This window comes from Microbacterium pullorum, assembly GCF_014836535.1.
In the GTDB taxonomy this organism is placed as follows: domain Bacteria; phylum Actinomycetota; class Actinomycetes; order Actinomycetales; family Microbacteriaceae; genus Microbacterium; species Microbacterium pullorum.
On the sequence record NZ_JACSQP010000013.1, the window covers coordinates 13975 to 35283 of the forward strand.

Annotated in this window: 17 protein-coding genes and 1 pseudogene; 16 read left to right on the forward strand and 2 right to left on the reverse strand. The window is 70.0% G+C overall.

Annotated elements, in window-relative coordinates; translation table 11 throughout:
* Positions 1 to 150: 150 nt before the first annotated feature.
* From H9651_RS14155 to msuE, 3 genes are read left to right on the forward strand one after another with little or no spacing between them, the layout of a single operon-like run.
* Positions 151 to 999 carry a sulfurtransferase gene (locus tag H9651_RS14155; RefSeq protein WP_191719980.1) on the forward strand — a complete coding sequence of 283 codons (849 nt, stop codon included), beginning with the start codon at positions 151 to 153 and terminating at the stop codon, positions 997 to 999.
* On the forward strand, positions 996 to 2000 hold the full coding sequence (locus H9651_RS14160; protein WP_191719981.1) for a ketopantoate reductase family protein: 1005 nt from the start codon (positions 996 to 998) through the stop codon (positions 1998 to 2000). The genes H9651_RS14155 and H9651_RS14160 overlap by 4 nt, the downstream gene beginning before the upstream one ends.
* On the forward strand, positions 1997 to 2602 hold the full coding sequence (gene msuE / locus H9651_RS14165) for an FMN reductase (RefSeq protein WP_191719982.1): 606 nt from the start codon (positions 1997 to 1999) through the stop codon (positions 2600 to 2602). The genes H9651_RS14160 and msuE overlap by 4 nt, the downstream gene beginning before the upstream one ends.
* Before the next feature lie 6 nt (positions 2603 to 2608).
* Here the strand turns inward: msuE and H9651_RS14170 are convergent, their stop codons facing one another.
* Both H9651_RS14170 and H9651_RS14175 read right to left on the reverse strand, forming a co-directional pair.
* Positions 2609 to 3142: a ribonuclease H family protein gene (locus H9651_RS14170; protein ID WP_318244891.1), complete on the reverse strand. Its 534-nt coding sequence runs from the start codon at positions 3140 to 3142 to the stop codon at positions 2609 to 2611.
* A gap of 47 nt (positions 3143 to 3189) precedes the next feature.
* Complete coding sequence (locus H9651_RS14175) at positions 3190 to 3792, reverse strand: DnaJ family domain-containing protein (protein WP_191719983.1); 603 nt, start codon at positions 3790 to 3792, stop codon at positions 3190 to 3192.
* A gap of 109 nt (positions 3793 to 3901) precedes the next feature.
* On the opposite strand from H9651_RS14175, the gene H9651_RS14180 reads away from it, so the two are divergent.
* The 13 genes and pseudogenes from H9651_RS14180 to H9651_RS14240 all read left to right on the forward strand — a co-directional run bounded on the left by H9651_RS14180 (position 3902) and on the right by H9651_RS14240 (position 21230).
* Positions 3902 to 4537, forward strand: coding sequence for a PadR family transcriptional regulator (locus H9651_RS14180; RefSeq protein ID WP_191719984.1), 636 nt, complete (start codon positions 3902 to 3904; stop codon positions 4535 to 4537).
* Positions 4534 to 5272, forward strand: a pseudogene (locus H9651_RS14185) (ABC transporter ATP-binding protein). Before H9651_RS14180 ends, H9651_RS14185 begins: the two are co-directional and overlap by 4 nt.
* A complete protein-coding gene (locus H9651_RS14190) occupies positions 5269 to 6348 on the forward strand; it encodes an ABC transporter permease (RefSeq protein ID WP_191719985.1) in 1080 nt (359 codons plus the stop codon). Before H9651_RS14185 ends, H9651_RS14190 begins: the two are co-directional and overlap by 4 nt.
* Positions 6348 to 7226 (forward strand): hypothetical protein, encoded by an 879-nt coding sequence (locus H9651_RS14195; protein ID WP_191719986.1) that lies wholly within the window; start codon positions 6348 to 6350, stop codon positions 7224 to 7226. The genes H9651_RS14190 and H9651_RS14195 overlap by 1 nt, the downstream gene beginning before the upstream one ends.
* Positions 7227 to 7244: 18 nt before the next feature.
* Entirely contained in the window at positions 7245 to 8147 is a 903-nt protein-coding gene (locus H9651_RS14200; protein WP_191719987.1) for an ABC transporter permease family protein, read from the forward strand.
* Positions 8148 to 8280: 133 nt separating this feature from the next.
* Positions 8281 to 11217 (forward strand): immunoglobulin-like domain-containing protein, encoded by a 2937-nt coding sequence (locus H9651_RS14205; RefSeq protein WP_191719988.1) that lies wholly within the window; start codon positions 8281 to 8283, stop codon positions 11215 to 11217.
* A gap of 81 nt (positions 11218 to 11298) precedes the next feature.
* Complete coding sequence (locus tag H9651_RS14210) at positions 11299 to 14256, forward strand: beta-xylosidase family glycoside hydrolase (protein ID WP_225216829.1); 2958 nt, start codon at positions 11299 to 11301, stop codon at positions 14254 to 14256.
* 97 nt (positions 14257 to 14353) lie between these two features.
* On the forward strand, positions 14354 to 16726 hold the full coding sequence (locus H9651_RS14215; protein WP_225216830.1) for a family 43 glycosylhydrolase: 2373 nt from the start codon (positions 14354 to 14356) through the stop codon (positions 16724 to 16726).
* Between the two features lie 184 nt (positions 16727 to 16910).
* Positions 16911 to 17555 carry a hypothetical protein gene (locus H9651_RS14220; protein ID WP_225216831.1) on the forward strand — a complete coding sequence of 215 codons (645 nt, stop codon included), beginning with the start codon at positions 16911 to 16913 and terminating at the stop codon, positions 17553 to 17555.
* 120 nt (positions 17556 to 17675) lie between these two features.
* Positions 17676 to 18746 carry a hypothetical protein gene (locus H9651_RS14225; protein WP_191719990.1) on the forward strand — a complete coding sequence of 357 codons (1071 nt, stop codon included), beginning with the start codon at positions 17676 to 17678 and terminating at the stop codon, positions 18744 to 18746.
* Positions 18746 to 18985: an LPXTG cell wall anchor domain-containing protein gene (locus H9651_RS14230; protein ID WP_191719991.1), complete on the forward strand. Its 240-nt coding sequence runs from the start codon at positions 18746 to 18748 to the stop codon at positions 18983 to 18985. Before H9651_RS14225 ends, H9651_RS14230 begins: the two co-directional genes overlap by 1 nt.
* Before the next feature lie 38 nt (positions 18986 to 19023).
* A complete protein-coding gene (locus tag H9651_RS14235) occupies positions 19024 to 20040 on the forward strand; it encodes a LacI family DNA-binding transcriptional regulator (protein WP_318244892.1) in 1017 nt (338 codons plus the stop codon).
* Positions 20041 to 20225: 185 nt separating this feature from the next.
* Positions 20226 to 21230: an ABC transporter substrate-binding protein gene (locus tag H9651_RS14240; protein ID WP_191719993.1), complete on the forward strand. Its 1005-nt coding sequence runs from the start codon at positions 20226 to 20228 to the stop codon at positions 21228 to 21230.
* Positions 21231 to 21309: the final 79 nt, after the last annotated feature.

The window sequence follows — 21309 nt, forward strand, 5'->3', positions numbered from 1 at the left end:
GGCCGGCAACGACCACCCGACATGCGGCGTCACATGCCGAAAGGTGTCGACACACACGCCGGCACCGCGTGACGCCGCGCCGACGATTTCCTAGCCTGGGCACACCGCCCCTTGCCGGCGCCCGCTGCGCGCCACCGATCCGGGAGAACCATGTCCCTCCTCATCACCCCCGACGCCCTCGCCGAGCTCCTCGCCACCGACGCCCCTGTGCGGGTGCTCGACGTGCGTTGGCGGCTCGACCGGCCCGACGGCCGCCCCGAGTACCTCGCCGGTCACATCCCCGGGGCCGTCTACGTCGACCTCGACCGTGAGCTCGCCTCCCGCGGGGAGCCGACCGACGGCCGGCATCCGCTGCCGTCGACGGCGCAGCTGGGTGAGGCCGCACGGCGCTGGGGCATCGACGACGGCGACACCGTCGTCATCTACGACGACCTCGATTCCTTCGCCGCGGCCCGCGCCTGGTGGCTGCTGACCGACGCCGGCGTCGCGGACGTGCGCATCCTCGACGGCGCGCTGCGCGGCTGGGTCTCCTCGGGGCGCCCGCTGGAAGAAGGCGTGGTCGTGCCGGTGCCGGGCAGCGTCACGCTCGCCCGCGGCATCCTGCCCCGCCTGTCGATCGAGGATGCCGCGCGGCTGCCGGAGCGCGGGGTGCTGCTCGACGTGCGCGCGGAGGAGCGCTACCGCGGTGACAACGAGCCGATCGACCCGCGCGCCGGGCACGTGCCGGGCGCCGTCAACGCGCCCACCACGGGCAACGTCGACGCCGAAGGCCGGTTCCTCGCACCCGTCGCCCTGCGGGAGCGTTTCACGCAGCTCGGGGTCACCGACGACCGCCCCGTCGGCGTCTACTGCGGCTCCGGCATCACCGCCTCGCACACCGCTCTCGCCCTCACCCTCGCCGGTTTCGCGCCGCAGCTGTACCCCGGCTCGTGGAGCCAGTGGTCGAACCACCCCGATCGCCCCGTGGCGCTCGGGTCGCAGCCGGGCGGGCGTTCATGAGCCGCTACATCGTCGTCGGCGCGGGGGGCGTCGGCGCGCTGCTGGCCGCACAGTGGACGCTCGCCCAGCTTCCCGTCGTGCTGGTCGCAGGCGCGGCCGAGCGGGAAGCGATCGCCCGCGACGGTCTGCGGGTGCGTCGCCCGCACGGCGACGAGGTCGTCACCGTCGACGTCGCGGCCTCGATCGAGCAGGCGCGGCCGACGGCCGCCGACACCGTCGTACTGGCGGTGAAGACGCAGGATGCCGAGCGCACCGTCGCCGCGATCGCGTGGGTGCCACTGGCCGACGGCCGGGGGGTCGTCGCCGACCTGCCCCTCCTCACGGTGCAGAACGGTCTGGCCGCCGAGCGGCTGGCGCTGCGCCGCTTCCCGACCGTCGTGGGAGTCTCCCTCGGGGCGCCGGTGAACCACGACCAGCCGGGGGTCGTGGTCGCCGCGGCCCACCCCATCGTGGGGGCGGCCTGGCTGGGAGGGTACCCGCGGTCGCTGCCGGCCGAGGAGGAGCGGCACCGGCTCGCTCTCGCAGCCGCGGGCTTCGCGGCATCCGTCGAACCCGACATCGCCGCGGCCAAGCGTCGCAAGCTCATCGCGAACCTCGGCACGGTCGTCGAGGTGTTCCAGGCGACGCGCGAAGAGGCGGAGGCTGCCGAGGTCGCCCTCGCCGACGAGGCGCGGGCGGTGTTCGCGGCGGCGGGGCTGGCCGTCGCCCCGCCGCCCCGCGACGGTGCGCGCCTGCAGGTCGGCGAGGTGGCCGGGCACGACCCCGACCGCGGCGCCACGTGGCAGAGCTTCGCCCGCGGGGCGTCGAGCGAGGTGGACTATCTGAGCGGCGAAGTGGTGCTCACCGCCCGCCTCGCCGGAGTGCCGGCGCCCTTGAACGCCGCGGTCGCGCGCGCGCTCGGGGCGCTCGCCGAGCGCCGCGGCGGCCCGGGCGAGGTGCCGTTGCCCCCCGAATTCGCGTTCGAGCTCGTGGGCGGCGCCGCCGAGCGGACGCGCCGATGAGCGCGGGGGAGTCCTCGAGCGCGGGGGAGTCGTCGGCGCTGCGCGTCGTGGGCGTCTCGGGCTCGCTGCACGCGCCGAGCAAGACCACGGCGCTCGTCGAGGAGATCGTCGCCGCCGTCGCCGCACGGGTGCCGGTGTCTTCGCGCATCATCGACATCGCCGACCTCGGCGGGTCGTTCGCGGGCGCCCTCACCCGGGCAGAGCTCGGGGCGCCGGCGCAGCAGGCGCTGGCCGACATCGAAAGCGCCGACCTGCTGGTGGTCGCGAGCCCGGTGTACCGTGCCTCGTTCACCGGACTGTTCAAGCACCTGTTCGACTTCGTCGAGCAGTACGCGCTCGTGGGGACGCCGGTGCTCGTGGCCGCCACCGGTGGCGGCGACCGGCACGCGCTCATCCTCGAACACCAGCTGCGGCCGCTGTTCGGGTTCTTCCAGGCGCTGACGCTGCCGGTGGGGGTCTACGCGAGCACCGCAGACTTCGACGGCTACGCCCTGGAGTCGCCGGCGGTGCGGGCGCGCATCGAGCAGGCCGTGGACCGCGGGCTGCCGCTCATCCGCAAGGCGGTGCAGCAGGAGGTCTCGCTCTACGTCTCCAACTGGTGACGGGCGTCAGCGCTTCTTCGACGGGGCGGCGGCGACGTCGAGCTTGTCGTGACCGCCGAGCGACGACCAGGCGCTTTCGACGCCCTTCGCCGCGTGCTCCGCGGCGCGCACGGCACGCTCGTCGGCCCACTCGTTGAGCACGTGGCCGCGGTGGCCGCGCACGTGCTCGATCACGACGTCGGGCAGTCCCGCAGCCTTGCGCGCATCGCGCGCGGCGATCAGCTGCTCCAGCAGCTCCCGGTTCTTGGTGGGGGCGCCGGTGGAGGTCTTCCAGCCGCGGCGACGGTGGCTGTCCATCCACGACTGGTACGTGTCGATGGCGTACTTCGAGTCGGCCTGGATGTGCAGGTGCGCCACATCCGGGTGATCGGTGATCGCCTTCAGCAGCCCCATCAGTTCGCCGACGTTGTTGGTGCCCTGCGGGATGGCTCCGGCGGCCCAGTGTCCGTCGGCGGCGACCCACGCCCATCCGGTGGGTCCGGGGTTGCCTTTGCAGGCGCCGTCGGTGGCCACGATGTAGGGGGAGTCGGGGGAAGTCACGGCGGCAAGGTTACCTCGCCGCGCGAGGGCCGACCGACCGTGGGCACTCAGCGACGACGCCACCACGGGCGGCGCGCGCGGGTGGCGGCGGCCGCGTCGTCGACGATGGATGCCGCAGCGGCCCGCCCCGCCCGCCGCTCCCGCCACGCGACCACTTCGGCCTCGACGTCGCGGAGCGGAGTGACCACCGGTGGCCCGCCCTGCAGTTGCCGGCGCGCCTCGATGACGCGGCGGTTGAAATCCTCGACGTACTCGCGCACGTCCGGCTCGCGGGCGAGGGCATCGACGCGGTCGTCGAACTCGGTGTGCTCGGTGCGCAGCATGAGTGAGGAGGGTCCGAGCCCGGTGAGTTTCTCGGTCTGGATCTTGCGGCGGATCCACCAGTCGGGGTCGTGCTGCGTCCCGAGGCCCTCGATCGGCTTGCCCGCACCGGGCAGATCATCAAACTCGCCCCGGCGGATGGCCTGCTGGATCGCCGTCTCGACGTACGCCGCCCGGTCGGTCGCCATCGAACTGCCCGGGCTCGAGCGCTGATGCTCGGCGTCGGGCACCGGTTCGCCCGCGGCATCCGCGTCAGGGCCGCCATCCCACTCGCGCTGCAGCCTGTCGACGCGGTACCTCGCCGCGTGCAGGCGGGGATCATCCGTCATGTCGCACCTCCGGTGGGTCAACGGTAACCAATCCGATGCGTGACATGAAGATACCGCGTATGTATATACTCAGAAACCACATACGCAGTATGTATTGATGGGAGAAACGATGTCGGTACGACAGAGCCTGCTGGCGATCCTCGATCAGGGGCCGTGCTACGGCTACCAACTGCGGGCCGAGTTCGATCGCCGCACCGGCTCGACCTGGCCGCTGAACGTAGGGCAGATCTACAACACGCTCGACCGTCTCGAGCGTGACGGCCTCGTCGAGAAGGGCGACATCGACGAGCAGGGACACGTGTACTGGCAGATCACGGATGCCGGTCGCATCGAGGTGCGCGCCTGGCTCGGCTCCCCGGTCGAGCGGGGGCAGGGCACCCGCGACGAACTCGCGATCAAGCTCGCCGTCGCCGCGACGCTGCCGGGTGTCGACGTCGGGGAGGTCATCCAGACGCAGCGCCGCGCGTCGCTCGCTCAGTTGCAGGAGCTGCAGCGCGCGAAGTACGCCGGCGCCGACCCGGACGGCCCCGAAGAGCTCGCGTGCTCGCTCGTCGTCGACGCGATGATCTTCACCGCCGAGGCCGAGGTGCGCTGGCTCGACCACACCGAGCAGCGCCTCGCGATGCATCCGCGCCACGCGATGACACTGGAGCTGTCGACGGACAAGCCCAAGCGGGGACGCCCGGCGAAGGCCGCGGCGACCACCGTCGCGAGCACCGCCTCGACCGCGGACGTGACGCGATGACCGCGGCGACGACCGACGCGGTGCTGCGTCTGGTCGGTGTCACGCAGCAGTACGGGGTGGGGGAGACCGCCGTCAGCGCGCTGGCCGGTGTCGACCTCGAGGTCGCGCGCGGCGAACTCGTTGCGGTGATGGGCGCATCGGGCTCGGGCAAGTCGACGCTGCTGTCGATCGCCGGCGGCCTGCAGCGGCCGACGACCGGCGAGGTGATCGTGGAGGGCACCTACCTGTCCACGGCATCCCCGCGTGCGCTCGCCCAGTTGCGGCGCCGGTCGCTGGGCTTCGTCTTCCAGGACTTCAACCTCATCCCCACCCTCACCGCGATGGAGAACGTCACGCTGCCGCTGGAGCTCGACGGCTTCCGTGGCCGCGTCGCGCGCCGGGCGGGCAAGGACGCGCTGGCATCCGTCGGGCTCGAGGACAAGCTCGACGCCTACCCCGACGACCTCTCCGGCGGTCAGCAGCAGCGCGTCGCCATCGCCCGCGCGGTGGTCGGCGGCCGCCGGCCGCCGGCTGATCCTCGCCGACGAGCCCACCGGTGCCCTGGACTCCGTCACGGGTGAGGCTGTCATGCGCATGCTGCGGACGCGGGTGGATGCCGGCGCCGCCGGCATCCTCGTCACCCACGAGCCGCGCCATGCCGCCTGGGCCGATCGCATCGTGTTCCTGCGCGACGGCCGGGTGGTCGACGAATCCCGCCGCGCCGGCGCCGAGACACTGCTGAGCGACGCGCGATGACCGTCACCGCCCCGGCCCCCGACCTCGCGGGGCCGCCGTCAATCGATCCCGCCAACCGCCTCCCCGCCCAGCGCCGCTCGCCGTGGCCGCGTCTGCGCGCCGACCTGCGCCTGGCCTCCCGGCAGGTGCGTCGCGGCTGGGCGTCGAGCCTGCTGGTCGTCACCCTCGTCGCGCTGCCGATGGCCCTTGTCTCCGGCGGCATCGTCTTCGGCGCCAGCCGGCTGCCCACCACCGAGGAGACCCTCACCGCCGAACTCGGCCAGGCCGACAGCTGGGTCGCCGTCGTGAGCGGACCCGACCCGTCGCTGCGCCAGTATCTGAACGATCCGATGTGGTGGCAGGTCGACCGTGACGATATGACCGGCATCCCGGTGAACGGCGAACAGCCGATGCCCGAGAGCGCCGCGCCGCTGCTGCCGCGCGGACTCGACGTGATCGAGATCGGCGAGGGCTCGGTCGTCGCGCGGACCGCGGGCGGAACGGGCGCGCTCGCCGCCGTCATCGGCGACGCCGGCTCCCCGGTGCTCGCAGGACGCTTCGAGCTGCACGACGGCCGCGCCGCGCACACCGCGGGCGAGGCGATGGTGTCGCCGGGCGCGCTGGAGCGCCTCGGCGCGCAGATCGGCGACGAGCTGGTGCTCACCGAGCCCGCGGCATCCTTCACGATCACCGGTGTGATGACGCAGGCCGACGACGCCGATGCCGCAGAAGTCGTCTTCCTGCCGCCGACAGCCGAGACCCGTGCGCTGCAGACCGACGTCACCGCCACCCGGTGGTTCCTGCCGGAATGGAGCCCTACGGCCGAGGACGTCGCCGCGCTGAACCAGCAGGGCCTGATCGTGCTCGACCGGCAGCTGTATGTCGATCCCCGCGCCGGAGCAGCTCCGGCCTCGGGCCTGGACAGTCTCGCCGCGACGGTCGCCGGGTTGGTCGCCATCTGCGCGGCCTTCACCGGGTACCTCGTGGTGCTGCTGGCCGGGGCCGCGTTCTCGGTGAGCGCCCGACGGCAGCAGCGGTCGCTGGCCGTGGCTGCGAGCGTCGGCGCGGTGGAGGCGACGTCTTCCGCATCGTGCTGATGCAGGGCACGGTACTCGGTCTCGTCGGCGGGGCCATCGGCGCGGGTGCGGGTATAGGACTTGGTGCGCTCTCCCTGCGCCTGCTCGATGACGGATCGTCCGGGGCGTTCTGGGGGCTGCACCTGCCGTGGTCGGTGCTCGTCGGCGTCGTGGTGTTCGCCACGCTCGTCGGCACACTCGCCGCGCTTCTTCCGGCACGAGCAGCCACGCGCGGCGAGGTGATCGCCGCCCTGCGCGGAGCCCGCCGACCGGTCCGGGTGCGCATCGACCGGCCGCTGTGGGGATCGCTCCTGCTCGGCGTGGGCGTCGTCGCCACCGCGGTGGCCGGCACAGCGCTCGCCACGATCGAGCCGGCGGATGCCGGGGGATCGCCGCACCCGCTGTGGGTCGCCGCTGTCATCGGGATCATCGCCGGTCCCCTGCTGCTGCAGATCGGTGTGATCGTCGCGGGACATTGGCTGCTGACCCTGCTCGCCCGAGCCCTGTCGCGGCTGGGCCTCGCCCCTCGCATCGCGAGCCGCGACGCCGCGGCGAACCCGGGGCGCATCGTCCCCGCCTTCGCGGCGATCGCCGCCGTCGCCTTCCTCTCGTCCGCGGCCCTCGGCGGCGTGGCGGTGAATCTCGGTTCCACCGAACGCAGCTGGGTGTATCAAGCGCCGCTCGGGAGCGTCGCGATGCAGGCTTTCCTCGGCGAGTCCACCGGTGACGCCGGCCCGGTGGTCGAAGCGGCGTTCGAGCGCGCGCAGACACTGCTGGAGCGCACCGACCCGGCGGCCGTCGGCGCCGTCTGGTTGCAGGGGTGGCCGGGCGAGTACGACGAGCAGGGCCGGCTGACGTCCCCTACGGCCACCGTCGTGTCGCCCGAGCTGCACGACTAGATCGACTGCGTCGGCGGCGTGATCGAACCGACGTGCGCGACGGCGGACTCGGCGATCTCGGGGTCGCACCCCGCGCTCGGCGTCGTCGCGGCATCCGACCTCGACGCGGTGCTGGGTGTGGCCGTGCCGGACTCGGCCCGCGCCGCGTTCCGCGACGGCGCCGCGCTCGTCACCGACCCTCGCTTCGTCGCCGCTGACGGTCGCGTGGTGCTCAACACGGTGACGGTGCAAGACGTCGAGAGCAACTATTCGGATGAGGCGGCTCCCGCGCCCGCGCCCGTGGCCAGCCGTGCGGTCGAGGTCGCCGAGATCGCGATCCCGCACGCGCTGCCGTGGGGAGTGGTCATCGCGCCGCAGACGGCCGAGGCCATCGGCGTCGACCGCGGGGGTGTCACGCTCATCTCGGCATACGACCAGCCGCCGTCGCTGACGACGATGGACCGTCTGCGCGCCGACGCGGCGAGCTCGTCCCGCGCCCATCCCGACGTGTACATGTACCCCCACTTCGAGAGCGGCCCGCCCGCACCGGCAACCTGGCTGTGGCTCATCCTCGGTGCGACCGCCGTGCTCGTCGTCGGCGCCAGCGCCGTTGCCCTCGGACTCGCGAGGGTCGAACGACGTCCCGATGACGCCACCCTGGCAGCGGTCGGCGGCAGCCGGCGCCTGCGCCGTGGCATCGCGTTCTGGCAGGCGCTCGTGATCGCCGGGATGGGCGCGGTCACCGGTGCCGTCGCCCGCATCCTGCCGGTGTGGGGCGTCGTCCTGGCGTCACAGAACAGCTACAGCCCGCCCCAGCTCACCGACCTGCCGTGGCCCTGGCTCGCGCTGCTCGCGGTCGGTCTGCCACTCGCGATCGCGCTGGTGTCATGGCTCGTACCGCCGCGGCACCCGGATCTCACCCGCCGCACCGCGATCGCCTGAGGCAGGGGTCTGCTCCGACTCTGCCGCCTCGACGAAGAATCGAGAAGGGTCTTGCGGCCGCCGCTGTTAACGGTAACACTGTCGGCAAGGTCGCTACCGGCGGCCAGTGAGAGATACGAAGGGGTATCTGATCATGCACCGATCGCGACCTTCCGCCGCGTCTCATCGACGGCGCCTGGCCGGCCTGTTCACGGCTGCCGTATTGTGCCTCGGCACCGCAGCGGCAACGCCCGCGCTCGCCGCGGCGCCCGACGACGACGTCACCGACGGGCTCGTGCACCGCTTTCTGCTGAACGAGACATCGGGCACGGTTCTCGCCAACACGGGGTCGGCAGGTTCCGGCGCGAATGCCACCGTCGTGAACCCCGATCGCGTGGCGCTCACCGGTTCGGGCGTGCGGTTCAACCCCGACGAGTACGCCTACTCGCTCGAGGGCGGTTACGCGCAGCTGCCGGCCGATCTCACCGCCGGCATGTCCTCGCTCACCGTCGACTACGACATCTGGGTCGATCCCGCCAACGTGGGCGAGCACCAAATCTGGGGAATCGGGGCGAAGACGTCGTGCGATGACGCCACGGGTCAGCAAGGCCAGCTCTTCGCCTCCAACACGCAGCGGCTGCGGGTGGCTGCCGGCAACGTCAACGTGCAGCAGAACCGGGTGCGTCTGGCCGAAGGGGTCTGGAAGCACGTCACCTACACGCAGGCGCAGAACACCGACGGCACCACATGGACGGGCACGCTCTACGTCGACGGCGTGCAGCACGCACAGGCAGCCGACATCACCACCTCGCCGTCAGTCAACGCGGCGGGCACGAACTGCAACTATCTCGCTCGGTCGCAGAATCCCGCTCACTACGCGTTCCGCGGAACCCTCTCGGACTTCCGCGTCTACGATCGGGCGCTCAGCGCAGACGAGGCTGCCACGAGGGCGCACGCCGGCAACGAGGTGGGCGTCGCGGCCGACGCCGAGGCGATCGAGCTCGGGCTGACGTCCGCAGTCGTGACCGACATCGAACTCCCCCGGCTCGGGGACGTCGCGGGGTCGACGATCTCGTGGGAGTCCTCGAACGACGCGGTCATCGACGTCGTCACTCCGCCCGGGGTCAACAGCGCGCGCAAGGTCCCGATCCGCGGGGTGATCACTCGCCCGCCGCTCGGCGCCCCTGACGCGCAGGCGGTTCTCACGGCGACGGTGCGCAAGGGCCCCGACTCCGTCACGCAGCGCGAGATCCCCATCACGGTCAAGGCCGAGTTCGATGCCGCGCAGTCCGTCGCGCGGGACACCCTCGAACTCGAGCTCTACTCGACCGATGAGGTCCGCGGCAACATCGATCTCCCCGCCGTGGGCGAGTGGGGTTCCGCGATCACCTGGGAGTCCAGCGACCCGGTCGTCTCCCCCACCGGTGAGGTCACGCGGCCCGCATACGGTCAGCCGGAGCGCCCGGCGACCCTGACAGCCACCGTCTCGGGGGAGGGTGCCTCCCAGCAGAAGAGCTTCGACGTTATCGTGAAGCCCCTGCCGCGAGAAGAGGAGTACGAGCGCTACTTCCTCGGCTACTTCAAGGGCGAGGGTCAGGCCGACGGCGAGCAGATCATGTTCGCCACGTCGAACGGGAACACCGCTCTGGACTGGACAGGGCTGACCGGCGGGATGCCGTCGCTCGTCTCCCAGCTGGGCGACCAGGGACTGCGGGACCCGCACATCGTCCGCTCTCCCGACGGCGACACGTTCTACATGATCGCGACCGACCTCAACTGGTACGACCAGGGCGGCTACGCGATCAACGACACCCAGTACATCGAGGTGTTCGAGTCGAACGACCTCGTCAACTGGACCCCGCAGCGACACGTCAAGGTCGCCCCGGACGATGCCGGCAACGCCTTCGCGCCGGAGTCGCTCTGGGTGGACGAGATCGGTGCCTACGCGGTCTTCTGGGCCCAGTCGCTGTGGAGCGATCCCGTCAACCGCACCGGGCAGGGAAATGCGCAGATGTGGTACAACACTACGCGCGACTTCCAGACCTTCTCCGAGCCGCAGGTCTGGCAGAACCCCGCTCCCCAGTCGCGCATCGACACGACGGCGATCAAGGTGGATGACGTCTACTACCGGGTGACCAAGAATGAGGCTGGCAACGCCGGATCGGACATCTTCTCCGAGAAGAACACCGACTTCCTCGACAGCGACATCTCCGCGTGGGAGCTGGTCGCCCCGGCGCTGGGCCGCACGACCTGGCAGCCCAACGCCGGCTACGAGGGCCCGGTGATCTTCGAAGCGAACCCCGGCGACACCGCGTGCCCTGGCCAGTTCTATCTGTGGGGCGACCGCTACACCAACGGCGGCGGATACCAGGCGGCGTGCGACGCGGACATCGAGGCGCAGACCTGGGAGCCGAAGACCATCACGATGACCAACGCCGGCGTACCGCGACCGCGTCACGGCACAGTGATCCCGCTCACCCTGCGGGAGTGGAACGACATCCGGGGCATCGCGAACGACGACGTCGACACGACCACGCAACTGGTCGTCGAGGGTGCGGCCGAGGGGAATGCCCCCGTCGCCACTGCAACGGTCACCGCGGCGGACGGCTTCCAGACGGGCGGTCAGGTGCGGTTCTCCGTGGGCGACTGGTCCGAACAGGCCTACCTCGAGGACGGGGTGGCGTCGGTGACGATGCCGGCCGACCTCGGAGCAGGCTCCTATGAGGTGACGGCCCAGTTCCTCGGCCACGAGATCCTGCGTGCGTCACAGGCGCAGACGGACCTCGAGGTCACCCCGGCGGTGGCCGCTGCGGTGACCGTCAGCGAGCGGTGCGTCGTCGGAAAGGTCGTGCTGACGGTACAGGTGGCGAATACCGGTGAACGCGCCTTCTCCGCGGTGGTGGAGTCGGCATACGGCGTCAAATCGTTCGAGTCGGTGTCCGTCGGCAAGAGCGCGGTTCATGTCTTCACCACGCGTGAGGCCTCGATCCCGGCCGGAAGCGTCACGGTGACGGTGACCGCCGACGGTGCAGGCGAACCGAAGCATTCCACGCTGGAGACCGCGTACGACGCGATGTCCTGCGCTCGCTGAACACACGGGGTGGGGAGGCTCAGGCCCCCCCCCCCCGCGCCCCAGCGTCTTCCCCCCACGCTCAACGGCAAAGGAGCCGACATGCCCATCGACGAATCCGCCCCCTCGCGCCGCCCGCAGCCACCGCAGAGCATCCGCCGTCGCGGGGCCGGGCTCCTCGCGGTGCTGACCACGTCGGCCGCGATCGGGATGGGGCTGGTGCCCGCAGCGGAGCCGGCCCACGCGGCACCTGAGTGGAACCCGCCGTCGTCGTACACCTCCACGGACAACGGTGACGGCACCTACCGCGTCCCGCTGCTCAACTCCGACGTCCCGGATGTGTCGGTCGAACGTCTCCCCGCCGATCAGAATGCGGAGGGGCGAGACATCTACTACATGATCAGCACCACGATGCACCTGAGCCCGGGCGCACCCATCATGAAGTCGTATGACCTGGTCAACTGGGAGATCGTCAACTACGTCTTCGACCGCGCCGACATCAGCGACTCCTTCTCGCTCCGCAACGGCGAGACCTCGTACGGCCAGGGCCAGTGGGCGTCGTCACTGCGCCACCACGATGGCAAGTGGTACGTCGCGTTCAACACGAACAACCTCGGCGGGTCCTATCTCTACGTCACCGAGGACATCGACGCGGGTCAGTGGGAGCGGATACCGCTCGGTCGCTCGTTCCATGACCCGTCGCTGTTCTTCGATGTGGATGGAACGCCGTACATCTTCTACGGCTCGGGCTCCACCAGCGCGGTCAAGCTCAGCGCGGATTTCTCGGAGGTACTCGGCGAGTATCCGCAGATCATCCGCCCGGGCGACTACCCCGGCGCCCCCGTCGGCGGGCTGTTCGAAGGCGCGCAGGTGACATTCATCGACGGGCAGTACTACATCGTCATCATCACCTGGCCGCCCGGGCAGGGCCGCCAGGTGGTGCTCTTCCGCTCCGATGAGCTGCTCGGCCGCTACGCGACCGACGACGGCTCGAACCCGTACGAGGCGCGCGGGGTCCTCAACTCCAACGGCTTCGCACAGGGCAGCCTCGTCCCCATCGAGCAGGACGGCGACCTGACCTATTGGGGCATGTTCTTCCGCGACAACTTCCCCATCGGCCGCATCCCGGCGCTCATCCCGGCGACCTGGGGAGAGGACGGCTGGCCGACCTTCGGCAACGCCGGAAGTGTCCCGGTGAACGGTTCGTTCGCCAAGACCATCCGGTTGAGCGAGGCGGAGGAGCGCCTCGAGCGGCAGAAGAGCATCGTGGCATCCGACGACTTCACCAACGACGCCCCGCACCGCGCGTACATGGACGAGGAATGGTCCATTCCGGCCGAGCCGCAGCTAGACCAGACCCTGCTGGGCGTGGAACTGATGAGCAACGCGGGCTTCGAGGACGGCACGACGGCGCCGTGGACCGCGCAGTACGGCGCCACGATCGCGCTCGACGGCGCCGGCGACGTCGCCGCGACCGGCGGATCTGCACTGCGGGTCACGGGCAGGTCTCTCAACGGCTCCGCCCCGACCCAGCGACTCGACGGGAAGCTCCAGCACGGCGTGACCTATACGGTCTCGGCGAAGGTGCGCTACGACACCGGGCCCGACTCGGTGCAGTTCAACCTCGTGACGGACGGAGCGCGCGGCGTGCAGGTCATGACGTCCGCCTCGGTCCCCATCGGACAGTGGACGACGATCAGCGGGGTCTACACCGTGCCCGCGAACGTCGATGTGGGTTCCCTCTCCTTCGCCGTCGAGACACCGTGGGGCAACCCGCAGCCCGCCTCGTCGAGCGTCTCCTACTGGCTCGACGATGTGTCGATCGTGGGCGCCGCGCCGCAGCGGGAGCATCCGCACCCGGAGGAGATCGCCCCGAACGGGTCGCGACTGGCCATGCAATGGCAGTGGAACCACGCCCCTGACAACCGGCACTGGTCCCTCACCGAACGGGACGGCTGGCTCAGGCTGACCAACGGTCGCGTGGTCACCGGCGATTTCCGCCACACCAAGCTCGCCGGCAAGGACGAGGTCACCTGGCTGGAGGAGGCGCGCAACACCCTGACCCAGCGCACATTCGGGCCGAGCCAGTCGGTCGAGACGAAGCTCGACATCTCCGGAATGAAGGACGGGGATGTCGCCGGGCTCGCCGCCTTCGGGCGCAACTTCTCCTACGTCGGTGTCCGACGCGTCGATGGGGTGACCTCTGTGGGCGTGGTCAACCGCGTGACCCCGTTTGCCGTCGACATCGATCAGCGGGCGGTGGAGGAGTTCCTCCCCGAGACGACGGTGGAGCTCGGCGACGCCACAGAGATCCATCTGAAGGCCGATCTCGACTTCAGCGCGCGGGCCGGTCAGCTGTGGACGACCTTCCTCTACAGCTTCGACGGGATCGAGTGGTCCCCGCTGGGTGGCCGCGTCGGCCCGCAGGCGCTGGACGGGACGCTCTCGCACTTCATGGGACACCGGATCGGGCTGTTCAACTACGCGACGCAGGAGACGGGCGGCTGGGTGGACTTCGACCACTTCCTGCTCAGCGACGTGCGCACCGCGCAAAACCTGCCGCTGGATGCCGATGGGCTCGATGCGGCCATCGCACAGGCCCGCAGCCTCACGCCGGAGACCTACCCGGCCGACGACTGGGCCGCGATGCAGGCGGCGCTGTCCGCGGCCGCGGATGCCCGCAGCCGGCCCCTCGGCACCCAGAACCAGATTGATGCCCCGACGCGGGCGCTCAGCCTCGAACTGGCGCGGCTGGGGCTGATCGACGAGGCGGGACCGCGCGTCACCATCACGACATCGTGGCGCTGCCTGGGCGGCACAGCGATGCTGACGGCGCGCGTCGACAACGCGGAGGACGTCCCGGTTTCTGTGCGGCTGTCCTCCGACTATGCGGAGAAGGACCTCACCGTGCAGGCCGGTGGCACCGCCGCGCACGCCTTCACCACCCGACAGACGTCGCCGCCGCCAGGCTCGCTGATCGCGACCTCGACGATGACCATCGGCGGAGAGGAGGTCTCGACACGGACCGCCACCCCCTATGCCGGCCACACATGCCGGTGAGCAGCCCGCGGCGCGGGATACAGAGCAGGCACAACGAATGAAGGAGAAGTCTTTGCACACGCATAGTGACAGTCGATCGCCGATGAGGCTGATCGCGATGGCAGCGGCCGGAGTGCTGCTGGCGGCCGGTTTCGCCGTGGGTGGCCCCGTGCACGCGGCCGACCAGGAGCTCATCGTCAACGGTGGGTTCGAGGACGGTTTGCAGGGGTGGTTCGCGAACAACGGCAACGCCACCGACAGCACCACCCTCACCCTCACCGACGATGCGGCCGTCGGCTCCCAGGCCGTGCGGGTCACCGATCGGAAGACCACGGGCTCGGGACCCATGCAGGACCTGTCGGGAAAGCTGAAGGCCGGTGAGACCTACACAGTCAAGGCGCAGGTCAAGTACGACGACCCCGCCAGCCCGGCGACGAAGCAGTTCTTCGCCACGATGCACTACGGCGGCGGCGACTACACCAATCTCGGCAGCGTCACGCCGGCACGGGGGGAGTGGGGCACGATCAACGCCACGTTCACGATCCCCGCGGATCAGAACGTCTCCTCGGCGCGGATCTTCCTCGAGACGCCGTGGACCCAGAACCCGCAGTCGGCGCCCGAAGTGCACCTGATGGACTTCACCGTCGACGGTTTCTCGTTGGTCGGTAGCCCGCCGCCCGCCGCGCCCTCCAAGACGATCGAGGTGGTGGGCAAGCTCCCCGGAGAGCACAACCCTCTGATCGGCCACAAGTTCGGCGCGGACGGATACGGCTTCGTGCACGACGGCCGCGTGTATATGTACATGACCAACGACACGCAGGGGTACGCGCCCAACCCGGCCACCGGGATATCGCCTCAGATCAACTACGGCGCCATCAACCAGATCACGCTGATCTCGACCACCGACATGGTCAACTGGGTCGACCACGGTGAGATCCCCGTGGCCGGACCCAACGGGGTCGCGCCCTACACGGGCAACTCCTGGGCTCCGGGCATGGCCAGCAACGTCGTCGACGGCGAGGAGAAGTTCTTCCTCTACTACGCCAACGGCGGCGGATCCAGCAATGTCATCAACGGCGAATCGCCCCTCGGGCCGTGGTCGACAGAGCGCACCAGCCCGCTGATCACCTCCGCAACCCCGGGTTCCGCGGGTGTGAACTGGCTCTTCGACCCGGCTCCGCTCGTGGACGACGACGGCCGCTCGTACCTCTACTTCGGCGGCGGTCCCGCCTCCACAGCGTTCCCCGCCGCGGAGCGGTACAACAACCCGAAGAACCTGCGCGTGATCGAACTCGGCGACGACATGGTCTCGACGCAGGGCACGGCCGCCGTGGTCGACGCTCCGGTGGCTTTCGAAGCGGCTCAGGTGTTCAAGCGCGGGGACAAGTACTACCTGTCGTACTCGTCTCACTTCGGTGGCAACGACTTCGGTGGCAACCAGACTCCTCAGCAGGGATACCCCGGCGGCGGGCAGATCGGCTACATGATCTCGGATGACCCGATGTCGTGGCCGAAGGAGACCTATGCCGGGGTCATGTTCCCCAACCAGTCCGAGTTCTTCGGCGCCGGGACCGGTGGCAACAACCACCAGTCGGTGTTCGAGTACGAGGGCAAGTTCTACTTCACCTATCACGCCCCGACGCTCAACAAGCGCATCAACGGGGACAGCACGCAGGGGTACCGGAGCCCGCACATCCAGGAGCTCACGTTCCAGGAGGACGGCACCGTGAACCAGGTGGTCGGCACCTATGCCGGCGTCGAGCAGCTGCGCGACTTCGATCCCTACCGCACCTTCGAGGCGGAGACGCTCGGCTGGAGCAAGGGGATCACCACAGCCAAGATCGGCGAGGGTTCGACCGAGTTCGGTCAGACGGCGCCGAACCTCGTGGTGAGCGACATCGACGCCGGGGATTGGACAGCACTGTCTTCGGTGGCGTTCGGCGACGAGGGTGCCGGGTCGGTGACCGCCAAGGTCAAGGCGCTCCAGACGGGTGCCGAGATCAAGGTGCGCGCGGGCAGCCAGACCGGACAGGTTCTCGGCACCATCGTCGTCGACTCGCCTGTCGGGGAGTGGGCCGAGGTCACCACCGAGTTGGAGGGGGCGGTCGGCACGAACGATCTGTTCTTCTCCTACGAAGGCCCCCAGGGTGATCTGTTCGAGATCGACTCCTGGGCGTTCGATCGCGCTGCGGCGACGCCGTCGCTCGACGTGACCGCGACCACATCGCTGCGTTGCGTGGCCGGCAAGGGTCTGGTGACCGTCCAGGTGGCCAATGTCGACGGTGAGGAGGTGGCGGTGCAGCTCGTTTCCGCTTACGGCACGAAGGCCTTCTCCGCCGTCGCGTCGGGAGCATCGGCGAGCCACGCCTTCACGACGCGGCTGGCGTCCGTTCCGGCGGGTGAGGTCACGATGACGGCGACAGCGACCGTCGACGGTCAGCCTGTGACCACGGAAATGAGCGTGCCGTACGGCGCTCATTCCTGCCGTTGAGTGCGGGCCCCCGGGCAGCAGCCCGGGGGCCCGCCGGCCTCGGTGAAGCCTTGTCGAGGCGCTGTGTTCTCGGTAACATGCAGTGTCACGCGAAGGTTCCCGGAGCGCCCGATCATGACAACCGGAACGCCCGGTGTTCTTGGGGCCGGTCGACGCGGAGGTCGACCGGAGAATGGAGAAAGCAATGAAGTTTTCCAAAGGGATGACCGCGCGCATCGCGGTCGCGGCTGCCGGCGGGCTCGTGCTCGCCGGGACGGCAGGCGCCGCGTTCGCGGTGGAAACCCCGCACGGAGATGAGGACGTCGAGGTCAACGTCTCGATCGAACCACTGGTCGGCCCGGGGGCGCTGAGTCTCTCGGTCGCGGGCACGTCTTCGTCGCTCACGGAGGTCGCCTCGGGCGACCCTGAGGTGCGTCGCTTCGACGGCGCCCTTCCGGAGGTGACGGTGACGGATACACGCGACGCCGCCGAGATCGGCGCCGAGCGCTGGTGGTACGTCCTCGGCCAGGCCACGGACTTCACGGAGGACAGCGGGCAGCCCACCATCAGCGCAGGAAACCTGGGCTGGACGCCCCGTGTGATCGACGACGGCGATGGCCTCATCATGGAGGGCGATCAGGTGGACACCGTGATCGATGACGGCCGAAATGCGGTCGGCCTCGTGGGTCAGGAGCTGCTGTACGCCGCTTTCGACTCGTCGACGCTCGTCGACACCGGAGAGACGTCATGGTCGGCAACTGCGGACCTGTTCCTCAAGACCGGCGCAGATGTCGCGCCGGGCGCCTACACGTCGACTCTCACCGTGTCGCTGTTCGAGGACGTCTACTGACCCGACGGGTTCTCGCCCGGCGCCGCCCAGGGAGCCGGACACCCTCGCGGGTTCCGGCTCCCTGGGCGGTTGCCTCGATAAACCCGGGGGAGGGGTATGGACAGGCTGCGGAAGGCTCAGGTGGCACTTGTCGGGCGCGCCCTGCTGGCGCTCGGGGTTGCCGTCACTCTGGGCGTAGGCGGGAATGTCGCCTACGCGGACGAGGGGACCATCACCTGGTCGGTCACGCCGGCGACGGCGGATGGCCCCGATGGTCGGGGCGTCATCGAGCAGGAGATCGATCCCGGAGCATCTGCACAGGAGCACTTCGCCGTGCGCAACCTCAGTGCCGTGCCGGTCACGTTCCGCCTGACGGCCGCAGACGGCTACTACACGGCCAAGGGGCGCTTCGACATGCTCCCGTCCACGGAGCCGTCCGTGGACGCCGGAACGTGGATCGAGCTGCCCCCCACCGTGACCGTCGAACCCAACGCGACGGCGGTCATCCCGTTCACCACGACGGTGCCCGACGACGCGATTCCCGGCGACCACGCTGCCGGCATCGCTGCCTCCGTCCTGTCCTCGGGCACGGATGGATCCGGGTCCGAGGTCGGCGTCGAGAGCCGCGTCGGCTTCCGACTGATGACGCGTGTCACCGGCGACATCCTCCCGGCGGTATCCATCGTCGGTGCCATCGCCGACTACCAGCAGTCGTGGAATCCCTTCCTGCCTGGCGCGGCCAGTGTCACCTTCACCGTTCGCAACACCGGAAACACCGGGATCGCGCTGGAGGGTGCGGTTGCGGTCGGAACGGGGACCGCGGGCTTCCCCGCGGAGGGACAGCAACAGCAGCAGCTGCTGCCGGGCGCAGAGATGTCCTTCGCCGTTCCGGTGACTGGGGTCTGGCCGCTGCTCGCGGTGCCCACGACGGTGACGCTGGCACCTGACGCCTACGATTTCGGCGGCGCCGCGGTTGCGATGGAGCCCGTGAGTATTGACCTGATGCTGTGGGCGCTGCCCCTCCCGCAGCTGGCGGTCGTGGTCGGCTCAGCCTTCATCGTGGCGGCGCTGCTGTGGGGAAGGCGCCGGTCCGCGCGAACCCTGGCCGCAGCCCTCGCCGCAGCGAGGGAAGAGGGCCGCGCCGCCGCGGCTGCCGCCTCCGATACCCGGGCATCACCGCCCCCGCACCCCGACAAGGACACGCATCCGTGATGAGATTCCCCTCGCTCTCCACCGCCGGCGACGACACGGTCACGATCGATGTCGACATCGCTCCTCTGCAAGCACCCGCCCCGGTGGTCCCACCCGCAGACGTACTACCCGACTGGCTGCCCGTGACGGGCGCCGAACCTGCCTGGCTGCTCGCCATCGCGGCCGCCGCGATGATCGTCGCGGGAGCCCGGCTCGTTGCGCGCCGGCGGCACAGCATCCCGCGTCGCAGTGGCGGTTGACGCGCGCACCCACCATGCTTGTGCTGCCGGAGGTGAAAGTGAACGACCCGAAGCGCGGCTGGCAGCGGCCGAGCATCTACGACGTGGCCAAGCAGGCCGGCGTCTCGCACATGACCGTTTCACGCGTGCTCAACGGGCATCCGAACATCCGCGAGTCCACTCGCGGCAGGGTGCTCAAAGCGATAGACGAGATGAACTACACGCGCAGTTCGATCGCGCGGGCTCTCGCCACCCGCCGGGCCATGCGCATCGGCGTGATCGTGGACGGCCCGCTGCAGTACGGGCCCAACAGCACGCTGCGGGCGCTGGAGAGCGCGGCGCGCGGGGTGGGGTACGCGGTCAGTGCCTTCTCCATCTCCGACGACGAGCAGTCGCAGATCGACGCGGGCGTGGTGGAGCTGGTGACCCAGGGGGTCGACGCGCTGTGCGTCATCGCCCCGCGCGCGTCGTCCCTGGACATCCTGCGTCGGCAGAGCACGGGGCTGCCCACGATCGTGGTGAAAGCGGAGCCCGACGACGTGTGGCATACCGTGGCGGTCGATCAGCGCGGCGGCGCGACTCTCGCGGTGACCCACCTCATCGAACGGGGGCACCGCTCGATTCTCCATCTCGCCGGACCGCAGGACTGGTACGACGCGCGCGAGCGTGACGGGGGGTGGCGCGACGCGCTCGCGCTGGCGGGGCTGCACATTCCGAAGCCGATATCCGGTGACTGGACATCGGACTTCGGCTACTCCATCGGCAGGACCTTCGTGCCGGACGGGGTCACCGCCGTCTTCGCCGCCAACGATCAGATGGCGCTGGGGTTCGTGCACGGTCTGTGGGAGCAGGGGCTGCGCGTCCCCCACGACGTGAGCATCGTCGGATTCGACGACCTTCCCGACGCGCGGCATTTCCTGCCGCCGCTGACGACCGTGCGGCAGGACTTCGCGGCCCTGGGCGAGCTCGCACTGCAGCAGATCATCGCCGCCATCGAGGGGGAGACCCACGGGCAGCACGACGTCATTGAGCCCACGCTCATCGTTCGCGGATCGACCGCGCGCCCGGCATCCTGAGGGTGCCCCTGCGGAGTGTGCGGGGCCGGTGCGCGCGCGGGTAACGAGAGCGTAACGAATCATCATCGGCCGCTTGCCCTTGCGGATGTTAGCGCGCACACTTGAGGAGCACACATACCCGAGCGTGCTCGCGAGCACGTTTTTTCACTTCGACGGATGAACGCCGAAGATCTCAAGGAGGAGAAATGGCACAGAAGAAGCGGATGCTCGGTCTGCTGGGTTTCATCGGGGCGGGGGTCATGGCGATCGGCCTGGCCGGCTGCGCAAGCGGTGATGGCGCCGACGCCGGGGGCGACTCGGGTGGCGACGGCGACCTGATCTCTGTCGGCTTCGTCGCTGTGGGCCCCGAGGGGGCCTGGCGAGAGGCGAACGAGAAGAACATCCAGTCGACCTTCACCGAAGACGCCGGGTACGACCTGAAGTACGCGCCGGCGACGAACCTCGACCAGAAGTCGCAGATCGACGCATTCACCTCGTTCGTCGACGAAGGCGTAGACGTCATCCTGCTGTCGGCGACCGAGGCCTCGGGCTGGGAGGACTCGCTCAAGCGGGCCCAGGAAGCCGAGATTCCGGTGGTTCTGCTCGACCGCGGTATCGAGCCCGATGACCCCAGCCTGTACGTCACCCGCATTGCACCGGACAACATCGTCGTGGCCGAAGCGGTCGGCGAGTGGGCGGTGTCGGAGTTCCCTGACGGCGCCAACTACATCGTCCTCGAGGGCCCCGCGGGTGTGGGCGTCGTCAACGAACGCAACGAGGGCTGGGATGCCGCTGTCGACGGTTCGGCACTCGTGAAGGTTGCGGCCCAGACAGCCAACTGGTCGGCGGAAGAGGGCAAGAGCGTCACCGAGACGCTCTTGAAGGCGAACGGGAACGACATCCAGCTGATCTTCGCCCAGAACGACGAGATGGGTCTTGGCGCCGCGCAGGCGGTCGAGGAGGCGGGCCTGACCCCGGGCGTGGATGTGCAGATCGCGACGATCGACGGCACCCGCTCGGCCATGGAGGCCCTCGCTGCCGGTCAGCTGAGCTTCGTGCACGAGTACAACCCGCTGTTCGGCGACACCGCGCTGGACGTCGTCGCGAAGGCGCTTGAGGGCGCTGACGTCGAGTCGTACATCATCGTCCCCAGCACCGCCTTCGACTCGGCTGAGGCAGCCGAGAGCGTGCTGGCCGACCGCCAGTACTGAGGTCCGGGCGCGCTGTCGCCCGCCTCGGAGCCATCGGCGCGCGGTGCGGGGTCCCCCGGGGTCCCGCACCGCGGGTCGA

Bases quoted from the DNA above. Each gene is read 5' to 3' on its own strand.
- H9651_RS14215 (WP_225216830.1), top strand. From the start codon at position 14,354: ATGGCAGCGGCCGGAGTGCTGCTGGCGGCCGGTTTCGCCGTGGGTGGC.
- H9651_RS14240 (WP_191719993.1), top strand. From the start codon at position 20,226: ATGGCACAGAAGAAGCGGATGCTCGGTCTGCTGGGTTTCATCGGGGCG.
- msuE (WP_191719982.1), top strand. From the start codon at position 1,997: ATGAGCGCGGGGGAGTCCTCGAGCGCGGGGGAGTCGTCGGCGCTGCGC.
- H9651_RS14190 (WP_191719985.1), top strand. From the start codon at position 5,269: ATGACCGTCACCGCCCCGGCCCCCGACCTCGCGGGGCCGCCGTCAATC.
- H9651_RS14195 (WP_191719986.1), top strand. From the start codon at position 6,348: ATGCAGGGCACGGTACTCGGTCTCGTCGGCGGGGCCATCGGCGCGGGT.
- H9651_RS14230 (WP_191719991.1), top strand. From the start codon at position 18,746: ATGAGATTCCCCTCGCTCTCCACCGCCGGCGACGACACGGTCACGATC.
- H9651_RS14205 (WP_191719988.1), top strand. From the start codon at position 8,281: ATGCACCGATCGCGACCTTCCGCCGCGTCTCATCGACGGCGCCTGGCC.
- H9651_RS14155 (WP_191719980.1), top strand. From the start codon at position 151: ATGTCCCTCCTCATCACCCCCGACGCCCTCGCCGAGCTCCTCGCCACC.
- H9651_RS14210 (WP_225216829.1), top strand. From the start codon at position 11,299: ATGCCCATCGACGAATCCGCCCCCTCGCGCCGCCCGCAGCCACCGCAG.
- H9651_RS14175 (WP_191719983.1), bottom strand. From the start codon at position 3,792: ATGACGGATGATCCCCGCCTGCACGCGGCGAGGTACCGCGTCGACAGG.
- H9651_RS14220 (WP_225216831.1), top strand. From the start codon at position 16,911: ATGAAGTTTTCCAAAGGGATGACCGCGCGCATCGCGGTCGCGGCTGCC.
- H9651_RS14180 (WP_191719984.1), top strand. From the start codon at position 3,902: ATGTCGGTACGACAGAGCCTGCTGGCGATCCTCGATCAGGGGCCGTGC.
- H9651_RS14160 (WP_191719981.1), top strand. From the start codon at position 996: ATGAGCCGCTACATCGTCGTCGGCGCGGGGGGCGTCGGCGCGCTGCTG.